This window comes from Streptomyces sp. Act143 (assembly GCF_003143935.1).
GTDB lineage: Bacteria > Actinomycetota > Actinomycetes > Streptomycetales > Streptomycetaceae > Streptomyces.
On record NZ_QFRX01000001.1, the window covers coordinates 8,862,743 to 8,881,854 of the forward strand.

At 70.1% G+C, this 19,112-nt stretch carries 16 protein-coding genes and 1 pseudogene; 12 read left to right on the forward strand and 5 right to left on the reverse strand.

Annotation, left to right across the window (positions count from 1 at the left end; all coding sequences use genetic code 11):
* Nucleotides 1-127 precede the first annotated feature (127 nt).
* On the reverse strand, nucleotides 128-961 hold the full coding sequence (locus DI272_RS40515) for a peptidylprolyl isomerase (protein WP_109500144.1): 834 nt from the start codon (nucleotides 959-961) through the stop codon (nucleotides 128-130).
* Between the two features lie 190 nt (nucleotides 962-1,151).
* Between DI272_RS40515 and DI272_RS40520 the strand changes: the two genes are divergently transcribed.
* Both DI272_RS40520 and hisS read left to right on the forward strand, forming a co-directional pair.
* Complete coding sequence (locus tag DI272_RS40520) at nucleotides 1,152-1,859, forward strand: MBL fold metallo-hydrolase (protein ID WP_109500145.1); 708 nt, start codon at nucleotides 1,152-1,154, stop codon at nucleotides 1,857-1,859.
* Nucleotides 1,860-1,870: 11 nt separating this feature from the next.
* The gene (gene hisS, locus DI272_RS40525; RefSeq protein WP_109500146.1) at nucleotides 1,871-3,133 is read left to right on the forward strand and encodes a histidine--tRNA ligase; all 1,263 of its coding nucleotides are present in this window, start codon (nucleotides 1,871-1,873) and stop codon (nucleotides 3,131-3,133) included.
* Nucleotides 3,134-3,456: 323 nt separating this feature from the next.
* Here hisS and DI272_RS46340 read toward each other — a convergent pair.
* The 3 genes and pseudogenes from DI272_RS46340 to DI272_RS40540 all read right to left on the reverse strand — a co-directional run.
* Nucleotides 3,457-3,588: pseudogene (locus DI272_RS46340) on the reverse strand (DNA-binding response regulator); the annotation flags it as partial.
* A gap of 267 nt (nucleotides 3,589-3,855) precedes the next feature.
* On the reverse strand, nucleotides 3,856-4,701 hold the full coding sequence (locus DI272_RS40535) for an ABC transporter permease (protein ID WP_109500147.1): 846 nt from the start codon (nucleotides 4,699-4,701) through the stop codon (nucleotides 3,856-3,858).
* On the reverse strand, nucleotides 4,698-5,564 hold the full coding sequence (locus tag DI272_RS40540; protein ID WP_109500148.1) for an ABC transporter ATP-binding protein: 867 nt from the start codon (nucleotides 5,562-5,564) through the stop codon (nucleotides 4,698-4,700). The genes DI272_RS40535 and DI272_RS40540 overlap by 4 nt, the downstream gene beginning before the upstream one ends.
* A 146-nt stretch (nucleotides 5,565-5,710) precedes the next feature.
* Here DI272_RS40540 and DI272_RS40545 point away from each other — a divergent pair, with 146 nt between their 5' ends.
* From DI272_RS40545 to rpsD, 3 genes are all read left to right on the forward strand, one after another.
* A complete protein-coding gene (locus tag DI272_RS40545) occupies nucleotides 5,711-6,367 on the forward strand; it encodes a vitamin K epoxide reductase family protein (RefSeq protein ID WP_109500149.1) in 657 nt (218 codons plus the stop codon).
* 59 nt (nucleotides 6,368-6,426) lie between these two features.
* Nucleotides 6,427-7,782, forward strand: a complete 1,356-nt coding sequence (locus tag DI272_RS40550; RefSeq protein WP_109501297.1) for a replication-associated recombination protein A — start codon at nucleotides 6,427-6,429, stop codon at nucleotides 7,780-7,782.
* Between the two features lie 293 nt (nucleotides 7,783-8,075).
* Nucleotides 8,076-8,690, forward strand: coding sequence for a 30S ribosomal protein S4 (gene rpsD, locus DI272_RS40555; RefSeq protein WP_004002680.1), 615 nt, complete (start codon nucleotides 8,076-8,078; stop codon nucleotides 8,688-8,690).
* Nucleotides 8,691-8,720: 30 nt separating this feature from the next.
* Here rpsD and DI272_RS40560 read toward each other — a convergent pair whose 3' ends face one another.
* Nucleotides 8,721-10,856: an AAA family ATPase gene (locus DI272_RS40560; protein WP_181387472.1), complete on the reverse strand. Its 2,136-nt coding sequence runs from the start codon at nucleotides 10,854-10,856 to the stop codon at nucleotides 8,721-8,723.
* A 170-nt stretch (nucleotides 10,857-11,026) separates the two neighbouring features.
* Here DI272_RS40560 and DI272_RS40565 point away from each other — a divergent pair, with 170 nt between their 5' ends.
* The 7 genes from DI272_RS40565 (at nucleotide 11,027) to aroC (ending at nucleotide 19,102) form a co-directional block, all read left to right on the forward strand.
* Nucleotides 11,027-11,458 (forward strand): DUF948 domain-containing protein, encoded by a 432-nt coding sequence (locus DI272_RS40565; RefSeq protein ID WP_109500151.1) that lies wholly within the window; start codon nucleotides 11,027-11,029, stop codon nucleotides 11,456-11,458.
* Nucleotides 11,459-11,470: 12 nt separating this feature from the next.
* On the forward strand, nucleotides 11,471-11,824 hold the full coding sequence (locus DI272_RS40570; RefSeq protein WP_109500152.1) for a hypothetical protein: 354 nt from the start codon (nucleotides 11,471-11,473) through the stop codon (nucleotides 11,822-11,824).
* Nucleotides 11,824-14,496, forward strand: a complete 2,673-nt coding sequence (gene alaS, locus DI272_RS40575) for an alanine--tRNA ligase (RefSeq protein WP_109500153.1) — start codon at nucleotides 11,824-11,826, stop codon at nucleotides 14,494-14,496. The genes DI272_RS40570 and alaS overlap by 1 nt, the downstream gene beginning before the upstream one ends.
* A 2-nt stretch (nucleotides 14,497-14,498) precedes the next feature.
* Nucleotides 14,499-14,963 carry a Holliday junction resolvase RuvX gene (gene ruvX, locus DI272_RS40580; protein WP_109500154.1) on the forward strand — a complete coding sequence of 155 codons (465 nt, stop codon included), beginning with the start codon at nucleotides 14,499-14,501 and terminating at the stop codon, nucleotides 14,961-14,963.
* Nucleotides 14,964-15,085: 122 nt separating this feature from the next.
* Entirely contained in the window at nucleotides 15,086-16,795 is a 1,710-nt protein-coding gene (gene mltG, locus DI272_RS40590; protein ID WP_109500155.1) for an endolytic transglycosylase MltG, read from the forward strand.
* Nucleotides 16,776-17,615: a shikimate dehydrogenase gene (locus DI272_RS40595; protein WP_109500156.1), complete on the forward strand. Its 840-nt coding sequence runs from the start codon at nucleotides 16,776-16,778 to the stop codon at nucleotides 17,613-17,615. Before mltG ends, DI272_RS40595 begins: the two co-directional genes overlap by 20 nt.
* A 302-nt stretch (nucleotides 17,616-17,917) precedes the next feature.
* Nucleotides 17,918-19,102: a chorismate synthase gene (gene aroC / locus DI272_RS40600; RefSeq protein ID WP_109500157.1), complete on the forward strand. Its 1,185-nt coding sequence runs from the start codon at nucleotides 17,918-17,920 to the stop codon at nucleotides 19,100-19,102.
* Nucleotides 19,103-19,112: the final 10 nt, after the last annotated feature.

Consider the following 19,112-nt stretch of genomic DNA (forward strand, 5'->3'; position numbering starts at 1 on the left):
CTCCACATGATGCCTGCGAGGGGCTGGTGCTCCCCCGGGCATCGTCCACAGTTTCGTCACGGCCAACATAGGCGACCGGCGGGTGGCCTGTCCGCATCCCGCGCGACCGAAATTTCGCAGTTGGCGGTCAGGATTTGGTGACGGTCGCCTTGTTGATCACGACCGTGGCGTTCGGAGCGCCGTCGCCCGCTCCGGTGTTCTCACCTGCGGCGGCGATCTTCTTCAGCACGGCCATCCCGGATTCGGACACGGTACCGAACGGTGTGTAGTTGGCGGGCAGTGGACTGTCCTGGTAGACGAGGAAGAACTGGCTGCCGCCGCTGTTCTTGCCCTCGCCCGTCTGGGCGTTGTACTGGTTCGCCATCGCGACCGTGCCGGCCGGGTAGGTCTGGCCCTTGAGCGACTTGTCCTTCAGGTTCTCGTCCGGGATCGTGTAGCCGGGACCGCCGCTGCCGCTGCCCGTCGGGTCGCCGCACTGCAGCACGTAGATGCCGTTGGTGGTGAGCCGGTGGCACTTGGTGTGGTCGAAGTAGCCCTTCGACGCCAGGAAGTCGAACGAGTTCACGGTGTGCGGGGCTGCCTTCGCCTTGAGCGCGATGTCTATGTCACCGCAGGTCGTCGCCAGCTCCATCGTGTACTTCGCCGACTTGTCGATCGACATCGCCGGCTCCTTCTTCCAGGTCGCCGTCTTGACCTTGCCCTCGGCGGGCTTCTTGCACGGGTCGGCCGCCGCGCTCGGACTGGCGTCCGCCGTCGCGCTCGCGTTCGCCTTGTCGTCGCCGTCGTCCTTGAGGACCCCGGTCGTGTAAAGCGCCAGGCTGCCCACCAGGATCACGCCGAGCACCGACGCGATCACGGAGTTGCGCATGCGGGCCTTGCGTCGCGCGGCGGTGCGCCGCTGCTGCTGCCGCAGAAACTTCTCCCGGGCGAGCTGCCGCTTCCGCTGTTCCTGGGTGACCACCGGGTTCTCTCCTCATGCGTCTCGTACGCCGACTGGGACGCGTGCGTCAATCGAGCCGACCGCCTGCGTGTGCCCCGTACCGTATATGGGTTCGCTGAGGAATCGGCAGCGCCGGTAGGCTCTGACCACAGGTGCAGCCGCTTTTGAGGCCACCCGCAGTCCGCACTTATCGACACAACGAAGGACGATCGTGCTCATTGCCGGGTTCCCCGCCGGGGCCTGGGGGACGAACTGTTATCTCGTCGCCCCCGCCGCCGGTGAGGAGTGCGTGATCATCGACCCGGGCCACCAGGCCGCCCAGGGAGTCGAGGAGACGCTGAAGAAGCATCGGCTCAAGCCCGTCGCGGTCGTCCTCACCCACGGCCACATCGACCATGTGGCCTCGGTCGTCCCGGTCTGCGGCGCGCACGACGTGCCCGCGTGGATCCACCCCGAGGACCGCTACATGCTGGCCGACCCCGAGAAGGCGCTCGGCCGTTCCATCGGGATGCCGCTCATGGGCGAGCTGACCGTGGGGGAGCCGGACGACGTGAAGGAACTCACCGACGGTGCGCGGCTCGCGCTCGCCGGGCTGGAGTTCTCCGTCGCGCACGCGCCGGGCCATACCAAGGGGTCGGTGACCTTCCAGATGCCCGAGACGACGGACATCCCGTCAGTGTTCTTCTCGGGCGATCTGCTCTTCGCCGGCTCCATCGGACGCACCGACCTGCCCGGCGGTGACATGGCCGAGATGCTCGACTCGCTGGCCCGCGTGTGCCTGCCGCTCGACGACTCGACCGTGGTGCTGTCCGGCCACGGCCCCCAGACGACCATCGGCCAGGAGCGCGCCACCAACCCGTATCTGCGGCAGGTGGCCGCCGGCCAGGGAACCGCTCAGGCTCCCCGACGAGGAATGTGACGAGACCTTCCGTGAGCACCTTCAAGGCCCCCAAGGGCACGTACGACCTGATCCCGCCGGACAGCGCCAAGTTCCTGGCGGTCCGCGAGGCGATCGCCGCCCCGCTGCGCAACTCCGGCTACGGCTACATCGAGACGCCCGGCTTCGAGAACGTGGAGCTCTTCGCGCGCGGTGTCGGCGAGTCCACCGACATCGTGACCAAGGAGATGTACGCCTTCGAGACCAAGGGCGGCGACCAGCTCGCGCTGCGCCCCGAAGGCACCGCGTCCGTGCTGCGCGCCGCCCTGGAGGCCAACCTGCACAAGGCGGGCAACCTCCCGGTCAAGCTCTGGTACTCGGGCTCGTACTACCGCTACGAGCGCCCGCAGAAGGGCCGTTACCGGCACTTCTCCCAGGTGGGCGCCGAGGCGATCGGCGCCGAGGACCCGGCGCTGGACGCCGAGCTGATCATCCTGGCCGACCAGGCGTACCGCTCCCTGGGGCTGCGTAACTTCCGCATCCTCCTCAACAGCCTGGGCGACAAGGAGTGCCGTCCGGTGTACCGGGAGGCGCTCCAGAACTTCCTGCGCGGCCTGGACCTGGACGAGGAGACGCTGCGCCGGGCGGAGATCAACCCGCTGCGCGTCCTCGACGACAAGCGTCCGGACGTGCAGAAGCAGCTCGGCGACGCCCCGCTGCTGCGCGACTACCTCTGCGACGCCTGCAAGGCGTACCACGAAGAGGTCCGCGAGCTGATCACGGCCGCCGGCGTCGCCTTCGAGGACGACCCCAAGCTGGTCCGCGGCCTGGACTACTACACGCGCACGACCTTCGAGTTCGTCCACGACGGTCTGGGCTCCCAGTCCGCGGTGGGCGGCGGCGGCCGCTACGACGGCCTGTCGGAGATGATCGGCGGTCCCGCGCTCCCGTCCGTCGGCTGGGCCCTCGGCGTCGACCGCACGGTCCTCGCCCTGGAGGCGGAGGGTGTCGAGCTCGAACTCCCCTCCACGACCAGCGTGTTCGCGGTCCCGCTGGGGGAGGAGGCCCGCCGGGTGCTCTTCGCCAAGGTGACCGAGCTGCGCAAGGTGGGGATCGCGGCGGACTTCTCGTACGGCGCGAAGGGCCTCAAGGGCGCGATGAAGAACGCCAACCGCAGTGGCGCCCGCTACACGGTCGTCGCCGGTGAGCGCGACCTCGCCGAGGGCGTCGTCCAGCTCAAGGACATGGAGTCCGGCGAGCAGACGGCGATCGGCGTCAACGAGATCGTGGCGGAGCTGGAGGCCCGGCTGGGCTGAGTGAGACGCGAGGGCGCCGGGAAACCCCGGCGCCCTTTCTCATGGGTCCGACACCCCGAACCACATCGCGCCCGTCACCGCCGCGGCCCGGTCGTCGCCCCCCAACTTGCCGAGGGCGCGCGGCAGAGGGGCCTGCACGGTCGACTCCCCGCTGCCCAACCGCCGCTCCGACAGCCGGGGGCGTTCCGGCCGGGTACGGAGCCGGTCGACCGGGCGGGCCACCACCGAGGGCGCCGGTACGGGCCTCGCCCCCGCGCGGCGGCCCGTACCGCCTCCGCAAGCTCCCCGCGCGGCAGATCCTTGAGCGGACAGCTCGCCGCGCCAGCCTCCACGGCCCACGGAAGGTCGCGGTCCGTCTCGTGCGTCGTCAGAACGATGACCTGACAAGGCAGTGCGGCCGCGGCCATCCGCTCGATCGAGTCCACGCCACCGCCGCCCGGCATCCACAGGTCCATCGGCACGACGTCCGGGCGCAGTTCCGCCCCCGGCGGGTTCTGCCGGGACGTCTCGTCCAGCACGTCGGCAGGCGCCTCTCACCGACCGGCACCGCCGACGGCAGGAACAGGGCGCCAGGGCCACCGTCAGGCAGCCGAGCGCCTGCCGCTCGTCCGGTGGGTCGCCCCGCAGGACGGGGTGGTCGGCCGGATCAGCGCGAAGTCGGTGTCCCGGAGCCGGAACGACCGGTCCCCGGGTGTACGCGCCGATGAGTCCCGCGGGAATCCTCATCCGTCGCGCCGGTCCTTCCAGCGGAAGGTCAGCAGGCACAGCACCAATCCTCCGACGCACCAGGCGCCCAGGACCAGGGCGGTACGGCCGAACTCCCAGCCGCCCGCCTGCTCCAGGACCCGCGCCGAGTCCGGCAGGAACACCCCGCGCAGCCCCTGGCACATCCACTTCAGCGGGAACAGGGCACCGATGTTCAGCATCCAGTCCGGGATGGTGTCGATCGCGATGTACACCCCGGAGATGAACTGCAGGACCAGGAAGGGGAGTATGACGACCGAGCTCGCGCTCTTGCCGGACCTCGGGACCGAGCTGATCGCGATGCCGAGCAGCGCGCACGCCGTCAGACCGAGGACGAAGATCCAGGCGAAGTGGAACCAGTGCGCGGCGTCCGGGGGCAGCTCGACGTCGTACAGCGTCGTGCCGACGAGGAGCAGGATCGCCGTCTCCATCAGGCCGGTGACCAGAACCAGCCAGATCTTGCCGAGGAAGTACGCCGCCGGGGGCATCGGTGTGCCGCGCAGTCGGCGCAGCACCTTGTCGTCCCGCTCGATGGCGATCGAGATGCCCAGGGACTGGAAGCTGGTCGACATGATGCCGGCGGCCATCATCGCGGGGACGTAGAGCTGCGAGGCCGTGATGCCCGCGCCTTGCACGTCGTCGCTGAAGATCGACGCGAACAGGAAGAGGAAGACGACCGGGAAGGCGAAGGAGAACACCATCTGGTCGCGCTGGCGGAAGAACTGTCTGATCTCCAGGGCCCCGCGCCGCAGCCCGATGTCCCAGGCGCCCGGCAGCCGCTCGGCGCGCGTGTCCGTCCCGGACCGTACGGCGGTCGTGGTCATCGCGCGTCCTCCTGTCCGGTCAGCCGGAGGTAGACGTCCTCCAGCGTGGGCCGGCTCACCCGCAGCCCCGGGATCTCGCCGTCGAAGCGGTGCGTGAGCTCGGCGACCGTGCGGGTCGGGGTCTCCGTGCGCTCGGTGCGCGGGGTGCCGTCCGGCTCGGTCCACTCGACGGTCGCCTCGGTGCCGTGGCGCTCCCGCAGGGCGGCGGGACGGCCCTCGGCGACGATCCGGCCCTCGGTCACCACGGCCAGCCGGTCGGCCAGGGCCTCGGCCTCCTCCAGGTAGTGCGTGGTGAGGAGGATGGTCGTGCCCTCGTCGGAGAGGGTGCGGATCAGCTCCCAGAAGCGGCGACGGGCCGCCGGGTCGAAGCCGGTCGTCGGCTCGTCCAGGAGCAGGAGCTCGGGGCCGCCGATCACTCCCAGGGCCACGTCGAGGCGACGGCGCTGGCCGCCCGACAGGCCCTTGATCCGGCTGCCCGCCTTCTCCGCCAGCCCCACCAGACCGATGACCTCCTCCGGGTCGCGCGGGCTCGGGTAGTAGCGGGCGAAATGGCGCACGGTCTCGCGGACCGTCAACTCGGCGGGCGCGGATTCGTCCTGCCAGACGATTCCCACACGGGACCTCCACGCGCGGGTGCCCTTCGCCGGGTCCGCGCCGAGCACGGACACCTCGCCCGCGTCCCGGCCGCGGTTGCCCTGGAGGATCTCGACGGTCGTGGTCTTGCCCGCGCCATTGGGTCCCAGCAGGCCGAACACCTCGCCCCGCCCGATGCCGAGATCGATCCCGTCGACCGCGGTCACGTCGCCGTACCGCTTGCGCAGTCCCCGTACGTCGACCGCGAGTTCGTTCGCGTGTGCTGTCATGTTTTCAAGACTCGGCCGGAACCGAACATTCAGAGACAGCCGTGCGTACTTCCTTATGTCCAGCGAACGGTGGGCAAGGCCTCGTGTACGGCACAATGGCCCCTGCCCGAAGAAGGTCCAACTCTCAAGCAGACGGAATCGGCGTGATGAGCAAGACCACAGTCAAGAGCGTCTCCACCGTGCCCGAGCCGGATCGCACGGCCGGCGCGCCACGGTCGGTGGGAGGCAGCCGTGCCCTCGCCGTGCTGCTGGTGCTCACCGGAGCGGCCGGCCTGCTCGCCGCGTGGGTCATCACGATCGACAAGTTCAAGCTGCTGGAAGCCAAGGTCGAGGGCAAGACCTTCACCCCCGGGTGCAGCCTGAACCCCGTCGTCTCCTGCGGCAGCGTCATGGAGTCCAAGCAGGCCGCGGTGTTCGGCTTCCCCAACCCGATGCTCGGCCTGGTCGCCTACGGCATCGTCGTCTGCGTCGGCATGAGCCTGCTCGCCGGGGCCCGCTTCCCGCGCTGGTACTGGCTGACCTTCAACGCCGGCACCCTCTTCGGCGTCGGCTTCTGCGCCTGGCTGATGTTCCAGTCGCTGTACCGCATCAACGCCCTGTGCCTGTGGTGCTCCCTGGCCTGGGTCGCGACGATCATCATGTTCTGGTACGTGACCTCGTTCAACGTGCGCAACGGCTTCATCCCCGCCCCGCGCTGGCTGAAGAGCTTCTTCGGCGAGTTCACCTGGGTCCTGCCGGTCCTGCACATCGGCATCATCGGCATGCTGATCCTGACGCGCTGGTGGGACTTCTGGACCAGCTGACCGCCGGGCCCTCCCGGGGCCCGGACCGACTGTCAGTGCGGTGATTTAGGGTTTTGGACGTGGAGCCCGATCTGTTCACCGCCGCAGCCGAAGACCGCCAGGAGAAGGACCCCGCCGGGAGTCCCCTGGCGGTGCGGATGCGCCCGCGCACCCTCGACGAGGTGGTGGGCCAGCAGCACCTGCTGAAGCCCGGCTCACCCCTGCGCCGCCTGGTCGGCGAGGGCGCGGGCGGACCGGCCGGACCGTCCTCGGTGATCCTGTGGGGCCCGCCCGGCACCGGCAAGACGACTCTCGCCTACGTCGTCTCCAAGGCCACCAACAAGCGTTTCGTCGAACTGTCGGCGATCACCGCGGGCGTCAAGGAGGTCCGCGCGGTCATCGACGGCGCCCGCCGCGCCACCGGGGGGTACGGCAAGGAGACCGTCCTCTTCCTCGACGAGATCCACCGCTTCAGCAAGGCCCAGCAGGATTCCCTGCTGCCCGCCGTCGAGAACCGCTGGGTCACCCTGATCGCGGCGACCACCGAGAACCCCTACTTCTCCGTGATCTCCCCGCTGCTCTCCCGCTCCCTCCTGCTGACCCTCGAACCCCTCACGGACGACGACGTGCGCGGGCTCCTCAAGCGGGCGCTGAGCGACGAGCGCGGCCTGAAGGACGCCGTAGGACTGCCCGAGGACACCGCGGACCACCTGCTGCGGATCGCCGGCGGCGACGCCCGCCGCGCACTCACCGCCCTGGAGGCCGCCGCCGGAGCCGCCCTCGACAAGGGCGAGACCGAGATCTCCCTCCAGACGCTGGAGGAGACCGTCGACCGCGCCGCGGTGAAGTACGACCGCGACGGCGACCAGCACTACGACGTCGCCAGCGCCCTCATCAAGTCCATCAGGGGCTCGGACGTCGACGCCGCCCTGCACTACCTGGCCCGCATGATCGAGGCCGGCGAGGACCCCCGCTTCATCGCCCGCCGCCTGATGATCTCCGCCAGCGAGGACATCGGACTGGCCGACCCCAACGCCCTGTCCATCGCGGTCGCCGCCGCCCAGGCCGTCGCCATGATCGGCTTCCCCGAGGCCGCCCTCACCCTCAGCCACGCCACCATCGCCCTGGCGCTCGCCCCCAAGTCCAACTCCGCGACGACCGCGATCGGCGCCGCCCTGGACGACGTACGCAAGGGCCTGGCCGGCTCGGTGCCGCCGCATCTGCGGGACGGGCACTACAAGGGAGCCGCCAAGCTCGGGCACGCCCAGGGATACGTGTATCCGCACGACCTGCCCGAGGGCATCGCCGAGCAGCAGTACGCCCCGGACGCCCTCAAGGACCGCGAGTACTACGACCCGACCCGGCACGGAGCCGAGGCGCGGTACGCGGACGCGGTGGAGTGGACCCGCAAGCACCTCGGTCGCAAGCGGTCCTGAGCAGCCTGTAGAATCCGTCGAAGTGCTGTGTCCCGTGCTGTCAGAACGGGACGGTCAGCCGGAACCCCCAGGGGTTCCAGGAGCGTCGCGCACCGTTCGAATGGTGTCGCGGGCAGCCCACCACCACTCACCACCCGGTGAGAGCGGTCGGTGGGCCACTCGCGTGCTGCACGTAGTGCCCAGACCAGGGAGCGGCTGCCCACCAGGCCCGGCAACGGACCCGGAGGGTTTCCCCGGCTGCGGATGCGACCTCCCTCAACCCTGACAAGCCGAACACTGAGAAATGAGAGATTGTGGCGAACCAGTCCCGCCCCAAGGTCAAGAAGTCGCGTGCCCTCGGCATCGCGCTGACCCCGAAGGCCGTCAAGTACTTCGAGGCCCGTCCCTACCCGCCGGGTGAGCACGGCCGCGGCCGCAAGCAGAACTCGGACTACAAGGTCCGTCTGCTGGAGAAGCAGCGTCTGCGCGCGCAGTACGACATCTCCGAGCGCCAGCTGGTCCGCGCCTACGAGCGTGCCTCCAAGGTGCAGGGCAAGACCGGTGAGGCCCTGATCGTCGAGCTCGAGCGCCGTCTCGACGCCCTGGTCCTGCGTTCGGGCATCGCCCGCACCATCTACCAGGCCCGTCAGATGGTCGTGCACGGCCACATCGAGGTCAACGGCCAGAAGGTCGACAAGCCGTCCTTCCGCGTCCGTCCCGACGACGTCGTGATGGTCCGTGAGCGCAGCCGCGAGAAGACCCTCTTCTCCATCGCCCGCGAGGGCGGCTTCGCCCCCGAGGGTGAGACCCCGCGCTACCTCCAGGTGAACCTCAAGGCCCTGGCGTTCCGCCTGGACCGTGAGCCGAACCGCAAGGAGATCCCGGTGATCTGCGACGAGCAGCTCGTCGTCGAGTACTACGCCCGTTGATCCCTCAGCGGTCGTAGCACTCTCTGCGCCTCAGCCCGCCGTCTCCCCGCCCTTCCGGGCACGGGAGGCGGCGGGTTCGTGCATGATGACGGCCCCGCCCGCGTGCCGGGCCGGACCGCGCGGGCCGGGCAGCGGAGCCGGCGGCCGCCCCAGCGCCCGGGCCACGGCCGCCTCCCGGTCGAGCCGGCCCCCTTCCCGTACGCACGCCTCGTACCGCTCGTCACCCAGTTCCGCCCGGGCCGCGGCCTCGCACAGCTCGTGCGGGGTGTTGAAGTAGGCGGACCCGAACAGCGGCAGCCCCACCGAGGGCCACATCGCAGCGGCCGCACCCTGCAGCAGCGCGGCCTCCGCGGCATCGCCCTGGGCCACCGTGACCAGCGCCAGCAGTTCGATCGACAGCACCGCGCCGAGCAGGTCGTTGAAGGTGTGCGCCGCGCCCAGGGAGTCGGACAGCAGCTCGCGGGCACCGGCCGGGTCGCCGTCGCTCCAGGCCGCGTACGCCAGCACGTACAGCGCGTACGACCGGGCCCACCGCTCCCCGTGGTCCTCGCAGACCTGGCGCACGTCCTCGCACAGCTTCACGGCCTCCGGCAGATCGCCCTGGAACGCCCGGGTCATCGCCAGCTCCACCTGCCCCATCAGGACGCTGCTGTTGAGCTCGCCGATCTCCTGGTAGCGGTCGAGCGACGAGCGCAGCAGCGTTTCTGCGCGCGGCATGTCGTCCGTGACCAGGGCCAGACAGCCGGTGCGGTGCTCGGCGTAGGCGATCGCCGTCGGGTCCGCCGAACGCTCCGCCGTCTCCCGGCACTCCTGGAGCGCCGCCAGCGCGGGCACGGTGTCGCCCTGGAGGATCGCGACATAGCCGAGCACCCACAGGGCCTTCAGCCGGGACGACTCGTGGTCGGAATCCACATGCACGCACTGCTCCAGCCAGTGCCGCCCCTCCGACAGCCGCCCGCAGCCCGTCCAGTAGAACCAGAGCGAGCTCGCGAGGTACTGGCCCAGGTGCGCTTCCTCCGGGTCGGCCAGACAGTGCTCCAGGGCACACCGCAGATTCGGCAGCTCCGTCTCGACGAGCCGCGCCAGCTCGCCCTGCCGCGGCGAGAACCAGTCCAGCTCGCACCAGGTGGCCAGGCCCAGATACCAGTCGCGGTGCCGTCGGCGCAGCCGCTCCGCGTCCCCGGTCGCCTCCAGCCAGTCCGCGCCGTAGGCCCGGAGGGTGTCCAGCATCCGGTAGCGCACCCCCGCCGCGGTCTCCTCGCGCGCGACCACGGACTGCGCGACCAGCTCCGTCAGCACATCGAGGACGTCCGGCTCGGCCAGTCCGTCGCCGCTGCACACGTACTCCACGGCCTCCAGGTCGAAGGGCCCCGCGAACACCGACAGGCGCGACCACAGCAGCCGCTCCCCGGGCGTGCACAGCTCATGGCTCCAGCCGATGGCCGTGCGCAGGGCACGGTGCCGCTCCGGGGAACCATGGGCCGCGCCCGTCAGCAGCCGGAAGCGGTCCTCGAACCGGGCCAGCAACTGGGCGGGGGACAGGGCCCGCAGCCGCCCGGCCGCCAGCTCGACGGCGAGCGGGATGCTGTCCAGCCGCCGGCACAGCTCGCGTGCGTCGGGATCGTCACCCACGGCCAGGCCCTGCTGCCCCGCCCGGTCGACGAAGAGCTCGACGGCCTCGTCCGCGCCCAGCGGCGCCAGCACGAACACCCGCTCACCCGGTACGGACAGCGGCCTGCGGCCCGTCGCGAGCACGGTGAGCCCCGGCACCCGGCGCAGCAGGTCGGCCACCAGCTCCGCGCACGCCTCGACGAGGTGCTCGAACCCGTCGAGCACCAGCAGGAGTCGACGTCCCGGCGCGCCCAGATGCTCCAGCAGCGTCTCGCGCGGCAGCCGCGTCGTGTGGTCCGTCAGCCCCAGCGCGTCCACGACCGCGTAGTCCACGAGCTCCGGATCGCGTACCGCCGCCAGTTCGACGCGCCACGCACCGGCGTCCCGCGCGGCCCGTGCCGCGAGCCGTGACTTGCCGATCCCGCCGGCGCCGGTCACGGTGACCAGGCGCGAGCTCTCCAGCAGTCGGGACAGCGCGGCGAGTTCGGCCGTGCGGCCCACGAACGCGTCGAGTTCGAGGGGCAGATTGCCGTCGCTGAGCCGATCATCCCGCATGGGACACGGAGCGTACTCAACCGTAATCACTCCGTACAATCGCTTCGCTCAAGTCCGGTGCGCCCGGACGGTAATACCGGTGCGGAGTCCCACTCGCGGCGCGATAGGCTCGGGGCCACTTGTTTTTTGGGTTCCGATGTTCAGAGCACGTATACGGGAGCGGGTGCGCAGTGTCCGGTGGAGAGGTGGCCGGCATCCTGGTGGCCGTCTTCTGGGCGATCCTGGTCTCCTTCCTCGCCGTCGCGCTGGCGAGGCTGGCCCAGACGCTCAGGGCGACCACCAAGCTGGTGGCGGACGTGACCGACCAGGCCGTCCCGCTCCTCGCGGACGCCTCCTCGGCGGTGCGGTCCGCGCAGACCCAGATCGACCGGGTCGACGCGATCGCCTCCGACGTCCAGGAGGTCACCTCCAACGCCTCGGCGCTCTCCACGACCGTCGCCTCCACCTTCGGCGGCCCGCTGGTCAAGGTGGCGGCGTTCGGATACGGCGTGCGCCGGGCACTCGCGGGCCGCAAGGACGACGTGCCCGCCAAGGCGCCCCGGCGTACCGTGATCGTGGGGCGAACCGTGCCGACCGCGCGGCGGAAGAACCGGGGAAAGTAGGAGCCAGCTCAGATGTTCCGCCGTACCTTCTGGTTCAGCACGGGCGTCGCCGCCGGTGTGTGGGCCACCACCAAGGTCAACCGCAAGCTGAAGCAGCTGACCCCGGAGCACCTCGCCGTCGCCGCGACGAACAAGGCGATCGAGGCCGGGCACAGGCTCAAGGACCGTGCGGTCGGCTTCGCGCTCGACGTCCGCGACAACATGGCCCAGCGGGAGGAAGAGCTGGGGGAGGCGCTGGGCATCAACGCGGACCCCGAACTCCCCGCTCCCCGGCGGTTCGCCGCCATCGAGAACCGCAACAACCACAAGTACGTCGAGGGATCGACGTATGAGACGTACTCGTACAACCGGAATGAGGACCACTGATGGAGTCGGCCGAGATTCGCCGCCGCTGGCTGAGCTTCTACGAGGAGCGCGGTCACACCGTCGTCCCTTCGGCGTCGCTCATCGCGGACGACCCGACTCTGCTCCTGGTCCCCGCCGGCATGGTGCCCTTCAAGCCGTACTTCCTCGGTGAGGTCAAGCCGCCGTGGTCGCGCGCGACCAGCGTGCAGAAGTGCGTGCGCACGCCCGACATCGAAGAGGTCGGCAAGACCACCCGGCACGGCACCTTCTTCCAGATGTGCGGCAACTTCTCCTTCGGCGACTACTTCAAGGAAGGCGCCATCAAGTACGCCTGGGAGCTGCTCACCACGCCCCAGGACAAGGGTGGTTACGGCCTGGAGCCGGAGAAGCTCTGGATCACCGTCTACCTGGAGGACGACGAGGCCGAGCGCATCTGGCACGAGGTCGTCGGCGTGCCCAAGGAGCGCATCCAGCGCCTCGGCATGAAGGACAACTACTGGTCCATGGGCGTCCCCGGACCCTGTGGCCCCTGCTCCGAGATCAACTACGACCGCGGCCCCGAGTTCGGCGTCGAGGGCGGCCCCGCCGTCAACGACGAGCGGTACGTGGAGATCTGGAACCTCGTCTTCATGCAGTACGAGCGTGGCGAGGGCATCGGCAAGGACAACTTCGAGATCCTCGGCGAGCTCCCCAGCAAGAACATCGACACCGGTCTCGGACTCGAGCGTCTCGCCATGATTCTGCAGGGCGTGCAGAACATGTACGAGATCGACACCTCCATGGCCGTCATCAAGAAGGCCACCGAGCTGACCGGTGTCGCCTACGGCGACGCCCACGACTCGGACGTCTCCCTGCGCGTGGTCACCGACCACATGCGCACGTCGGTCATGCTCATCGGCGACGGCGTCACCCCCGGCAACGAGGGCCGCGGTTACGTGCTGCGCCGCATCATGCGCCGCGCCATCCGCAACATGCGCCTGCTGGGCGCCACCGGCCCGGTCGTCCTGGACCTCATCGACACCGTCATCGGCATGATGGGCCAGCAGTACCCCGAGCTGGTCACCGACCGCGAGCGCATCGAGAAGGTCGCCGTCGCCGAGGAGAACGCCTTCCTCAAGACGCTCAAGGCCGGCACCAACATCCTCGACACCGCCGTTACCGAGACCAAGGCCGCCGGCGGCAAGGTCCTCGCCGGCGACAAGGCGTTCCTGCTCCACGACACCTGGGGCTTCCCGATCGACCTCACCCTGGAGATGGCCGCCGAGCAGGGCCTGTCCGTGGACGAGGACGGCTTCCGCCGCCTGATGAAGGAGCAGCGGGAGCGCGCCAAGGCCGACGCCCAGGCCAAGAAGACCGGCCACGCCGGTGCCGGCGCCTACCGCGAGATCGCGGACAAGGTCGGCGAGACCGACTTCATCGGGTACTCCGACACCGAGGGCGAGTCCACGATCGTCGGCATCCTCGTCGACGGCGTCTCCTCCCCGGCCGCCACCGAGGGCGACGAGGTCGAGATCGTCCTCGACCGCACCCCGTTCTACGCCGAGGGCGGCGGCCAGATCGGCGACACCGGCAAGATCAAGGTCGACTCCGGTGCCGTCATCGAGATCCGCGACTGCCAGAAGCCGGTCCCGGGCGTCTACGTCCACAAGGGCGTCGTGCAGTTCGGCGAGGTCACCGTCGGTGCCAAGGCGCACGCCTCGATCGACGCCCGCCGCCGCACGGCCATCGCCCGTGCCCATTCGGCGACCCACCTGACCCACCAGGCCCTGCGGGACGCGCTCGGCCCGACGGCCGCCCAGGCCGGTTCCGAGAACCAGCCCGGCCGCTTCCGCTTCGACTTCGGTTCCCCGTCCGCCGTTCCGACGGCCGTGATGACCGACGTCGAGCAGAAGATCAACGAGGTGCTCGCCCGCGACCTCGACGTCCGCGCCGACGTCATGGGCATCGACGAGGCCAAGAAGCAGGGCGCCATCGCCGAGTTCGGCGAGAAGTACGGCGAGCGGGTCCGTGTCGTCACCATCGGCGACTTCTCCAAGGAGCTGTGCGGCGGCACGCACGTCCACAACACCTCGCAGCTCGGCCTGGTCAAGCTGCTCGGCGAGTCGTCCATCGGCTCCGGTGTCCGCCGCATCGAGGCCCTCGTCGGCGTCGACGCCTACAACTTCCTCGCCCGGGAGCACACGGTCGTCGCCCAGCTCCAGGAGCTGATCAAGGGCCGCCCGGAGGAGCTCCCGGAGAAGGTCTCCGCGATGCTCGGCAAGCTGAAGGATGCCGAGAAGGAAATCGAGAAGTTCCGCGCCGAGAAGGTCCTCCAGGCCGCGGCCGGTCTCGCCGAGTCCGCCAAGGACATCCGCGGCATCGCCGTCGTCACCGGCCAGGTCCCGGACGGCACGACCGCCGACGACCTGCGCAAGCTGGTCCTCGACGTGCGCGGCCGTATCCAGGGCGGACGCGCCGCCGTGGTCGCGCTGTTCACGGTCGCGGGCGGCAAGCCGCTGACGGTCATCGCCACCAACGAGGCCGCCCGCGAGCGCGGCCTCAAGGCCGGCGACCTGGTCCGCGCGGCCGCCAAGACCCTCGGCGGCGGCGGTGGCGGCAAGCCGGACGTCGCCCAGGGCGGCGGTCAGAACCCGGCCGCGATCGGCGAGGCCGTGGCGGCCGTCGAGCGTCTGGTCACGGACACCGCGAAGTGACGATGCGCAGAGGGCGTCGACTCGCGATCGACGTCGGGGACGCCCGGATCGGGGTCGCCTCGTGCGACCCCGACGGGATCCTCGCCACTCCGGTCGAGACGGTCCCGGGCCGGGACATCCCGGCCGCCCACCGCCGGCTGAGGCAGTTGGTGGAGGAGTACGAACCGATCGAGGTCGTCGTCGGACTCCCTCGCTCCCTCAAGGGGGGCGAGGGCCCGGCCGCGGTGAAGGTCAGAGGCTTCGCGCAGGAGCTGGCCAAGGGCATCGCACCGATCCCGGTCCGCCTGGTGGACGAGCGGATGACCACGGTCACGGCCAGCCAGGGACTGCGCGCCTCGGGCGTGAAGTCCAAGAAGGGCCGCTCCGTCATCGATCAAGCAGCCGCTGTGATCATCCTTCAGCAGGCGCTCGAATCCGAACGGGTGTCAGGTAAAGCACCCGGAGAGAGCGTCGAAGTGGTCATCTGATCGCGATACGGTAACGTTCCGCGCGATCGCGGCGCTGTTCGAACAGGTGCCGCACAGAGAGAGGCGGAACGGATGCCGAGCCACCAGCCGCGCGACCGCCGCCTCGCGGCTCTAGGGGATCGATGACTGAGTATGGCCGGGGCCAGGAAGGCTCCGAACCGTGGCATCCGCAGGACCCGTATTACGGGGACGGCGGATGGGAAGGGCAGCAGGGCCACGTCGGCCAGCAAGCTGCCTACGGCGGCCAGCCGCAGCACTATCCGCAAGCGCCGCAGCAGCCGGCGTACGGCGACTGGGGCACCGGCCAGCAGGCCGATTACGGTCAGGCCCAGCAGCAGTACCAGCAGCAGCACTACGGCCAGCAGCACCAGCAGCAGTACGACCCGAACCAGCAGTACGCGCACCAGCAGCACCCCCAGCAGCAGTACGACAACAACGGCTGGGGCACGGGCACCCACACGCATGTCCAGTACACGGACCCCTCGGACCCGTACGGTCAGCAGGCCGCCGCGTACGGCGCCGGTGACCAGCCCGACTACTACGGCACCCCCGACGCGTACCCGCCGCCGGAGCCGCCGAGCCGCCGCCGCGCCGAGCCGGAACCGCAGCGGGCGGACTGGGACCCCGGCCCCGACCAGGGCGAACACGCCTTCTTCGCGGGTGGTGGGGACGATGACGGCGAGGACGGCCTCGACGACGAGGGCGAGGGCGGACGCGGCGACCGCAGGGGCCGCGGCGGCAAGAAGCCGAAGAAGCGGCGCAGTGGCTGTGCCTGCCTGGTGGTCGTGCTGGTCTTCGGCGGCGGTATCGGCGGCATCGGGTATTTCGGCTACCAGTTCTACCAGGATCGTTTCGCCTCGGCGCCGGACTTCGCGGGCGACGGTACCGAACCGACGGTGTCGATCGTGGTGGAGAAGGGGGCGGGCGGCGCCGACATCGGGCGGCTGCTGAAGGCGAAAGGTGTCGTCAAGAGCGTCGACGCGTTCGTCTCGGCGTTCACGCGTAACGAGGGCGAGAAGAAGATCCAGGCCGGCGCCTATCTGCTGAAGACGCAGATGTCCGCCGAGAGCGCTGTGGAGATGATGCTCGACCCGAAGAGCCAGAACGCCGTGATGGTCAGGCCGGGTCAGCGCAACGTCGCCGTCTACAAGAGCATCGACGACAAACTCGGCCTGAAGTCCGGGTCCACCCTGAAGACCGCCAAGGCGGAGTACAAGAGCCTCGGACTTCCGGACTGGATGGAAGTCAACAGCGAGATGAAGGATCCGCTGGAGGGCTTCCTTTACCCGGGCACCTATCCCGCCGCGAAGGGCATGAAGCCCGAGGCCGTTCTGAAGGGCATGGTCACCGCGGCCACGAAGAAGTACGACGCGCTCGACCTGGAGGCCAAGGCCAAGGCGCTCAAGGTGGACAGCCCCCTGGACCTCGTCACCATCGCGAGCCTCGTCGAGGCCGAGGGCAAGACCGCCGACGACTATCGCAAGATCGCGGAGGTGGTCTACAACCGCCTCGACTACGCCAACCCGCAGACGTACGGATCGCTCCAGTTCGACTCGACGTACAACTACGCGAAGAACGAGAGCAACATCGACATCAGCGAGGCGGAGATCAGCAAGGACCAGGACCCGTACAACACGTACACCCACAAGGGTCTGCCGCCCGGTCCGATCGGGAACCCGGGCGACGACGCGCTCAAGTCGACGCTGAACCCCACCGACGACGGCTGGTACTACTTCGTGGCGACCGACGGCGTGAGCAAGACCGAATTCGCCAAGACGCACGAAGAATTCCTGCGACTCAAGGAAAAGTTCGATGAAAGCAGGGGCAACTGACGCCCGCCGGGCCGCCGTGCTCGGTTCGCCCATCGCCCACTCCCTGTCGCCGGTGCTGCACCGCACCGCGTACCAGGAGCTGGGACTGACGGGCTGGTCGTACGACCGGTTCGAGATCGACGAGGCCGCGCTGCCCGGGTTCTTCGCGGAGCTCGGGCCGGAGTGGGCCGGGCTGTCGCTGACCATGCCGCTCAAGCGGGCGGTCATCCCGCTGCTCGACGAGATCAGCGAGACGGCCGCCTCGGTCGAGGCGGTCAACACGGTCGTGTTCACCGAGGACGGCCGCAAGGTCGGCGACAACACCGACATCCCCGGCATGGTCGCCGCCCTGCGGGAGCACGGCATCGAGACGGTGGACTCCGCCGCGATCCTCGGCGCCGGTGCCACGGCGTCCTCGGCGCTGGCCGCACTGGCCCGGGTCTGCACCGGCGAGGTGGTCGTCTACGTCCGCAGCGCCGCCCGCGCCGCCGAGATGCGGCAGTGGGGCGAACGGCTCGACGTCGAGGTCCGTACGGAGGACTGGTCGGCGGCGGCGGACGCGCTGCACCGGCCCCTGGTGATCGCCACCACCCCGGCCGGTACCACGGACGCCCTGGCCGCGGCCGTGCCCGAGCGGCCCACCACCCTCTTCGACGTGCTCTACGACCCCTGGCCCACCCAGCTCGCGGCCCGCTGGTCGATGTTCGGCGGCGCCGTCGTCAGCGGCCTCGACCTGCTGGTGCACCAGGCGGTGCTCCAGGTCGAGCAGATGACGGGGTGCACTCCGGCGCCGCTGGCGGAGATGCGGGCGGTGGGCGAACGGAGCCTCGCGCGCGCGTGAGACGCCGCCGGGGCGGTGCCGCATTTCCTCATCCGGAATTCTCAAGTCGCATTCCTCCCGTGGCGCCAACTGCGTGGTCACCCTGCACATCAGCGGCTGTGCCGGACACGGGGCAGCCCGGCCCCGCTTGAGCCGTGCTGGTGGATGGCCGTCCGCCTGGTGGACCGGCGGCCGGACATGTCGGTGGGACGTGGGAGGATCGAAGGTGGCGGGCCGGGGCCGCGCACCTGGTCGCGCCATTGCCGTACGCGAGGACGCGCGTGCGCAGGGCAGTACGAGGGCGCGAGCACTGAGGAGCACCGTTGAGCAGGTTGCGCTGGCTGACCGCGGGGGAGTCCCACGGTCCCGCACTTGTGGCGACGCTGGAGGGCCTTCCCGCCGGCGTGCCGATCACCACGGAGATGGTGGCGGACCACCTGGCCCGGCGCCGGCTCGGTTATGGACGCGGCGCCCGGATGAAGTTCGAGCGCGACGAGGTCACCTTCCTCGGCGGCGTCCGGCACGGTCTCACCCTCGGTTCCCCGGTGGCTGTCATGGTGGGCAACACCGAGTGGCCGAAGTGGGAGCAGGTCATGGCGGCGGACCCCGTCGACCCGGAGATCCTGGCCGGGCTCGCTCGCAACGCGCCTCTGACCCGCCCGCGTCCCGGTCATGCCGACCTCGCGGGAATGCAGAAGTACGGCTTTGACGAGGCTCGGCCGATCCTGGAGCGTGCCTCGGCGCGTGAGACGGCGGCCCGGGTTGCGCTGGGCGCGGTGGCCCGGTCGTACCTGAAGGAGACGGCCGGCATCGAGATCGTCTCCCATGTCATCGAGCTGTGCTCGGTGAAGGCGCCGCAGGGTGTGTACCCGACCCCGGCCGATGTGGAGAGGCTGGATGCCGATCCGCTGCGCTGCCTGGACGCGGACACCTCCAAGGCGATGGTCGCGGAGGTCGATCAGGCCCACAAGGACGGCGACACCCTCGGTGGTGTGGTCGAGGTCCTGGCCTACGGCGTCCCGGTCGGCCTGGGCTCGCATGTGCACTGGGACCGCAAGCTCGATGCCCGGCTCGCGGGTGCGCTGATGGGTATCCAGGCCATCAAGGGCGTCGAGATCGGTGACGGTTTCGAGCTTGCGCGGGTGCCGGGTTCCAAGGCGCACGACGAGATCGTCAACACGCCCGAGGGCATCCGCCGGGTCTCCGGCCGCTCGGGCGGTACCGAGGGCGGTCTGACCACGGGTGAGCTGCTGCGGGTGCGGGCGGCGATGAAGCCGATCGCGACCGTGCCGCGCGCTCTGCAGACCGTGGACGTGACCACGGGTGAGGCGGCGCCCGCCAACCACCAGCGTTCGGATGTCTCCGCGGTTCCGGCCGCCGGGATCGTCGCCGAGGCGATGGTGGCGCTCGTCCTGGCGGACGCGGTCGCGGAGAAGTTCGGCGGCGACAACGTCGTGGAGACCCGCCGCAACGTCCAGTCCTACCTCGACCACCTGGCCATCCGGTGAGCCCTCGCGT

What these genes read in the sequence shown, in the direction of transcription:
- DI272_RS40545 (WP_109500149.1), top strand. Translation starts at nt 5,711, where the DNA reads ATGAGCAAGACCACAGTCAAGAGCGTCTCCACCGTGCCCGAGCCGGAT.
- DI272_RS40535 (WP_109500147.1), bottom strand. Translation starts at nt 4,701, where the DNA reads ATGACCACGACCGCCGTACGGTCCGGGACGGACACGCGCGCCGAGCGG.
- mltG (WP_109500155.1), top strand. Translation starts at nt 15,086, where the DNA reads ATGACTGAGTATGGCCGGGGCCAGGAAGGCTCCGAACCGTGGCATCCG.
- alaS (WP_109500153.1), top strand. Translation starts at nt 11,824, where the DNA reads ATGGAGTCGGCCGAGATTCGCCGCCGCTGGCTGAGCTTCTACGAGGAG.
- DI272_RS40560 (WP_181387472.1), bottom strand. Translation starts at nt 10,856, where the DNA reads ATGCGGGATGATCGGCTCAGCGACGGCAATCTGCCCCTCGAACTCGAC.
- DI272_RS40540 (WP_109500148.1), bottom strand. Translation starts at nt 5,564, where the DNA reads ATGACAGCACACGCGAACGAACTCGCGGTCGACGTACGGGGACTGCGC.
- ruvX (WP_109500154.1), top strand. Translation starts at nt 14,499, where the DNA reads ATGCGCAGAGGGCGTCGACTCGCGATCGACGTCGGGGACGCCCGGATC.
- DI272_RS40595 (WP_109500156.1), top strand. Translation starts at nt 16,776, where the DNA reads ATGAAAGCAGGGGCAACTGACGCCCGCCGGGCCGCCGTGCTCGGTTCG.
- DI272_RS40570 (WP_109500152.1), top strand. Translation starts at nt 11,471, where the DNA reads ATGTTCCGCCGTACCTTCTGGTTCAGCACGGGCGTCGCCGCCGGTGTG.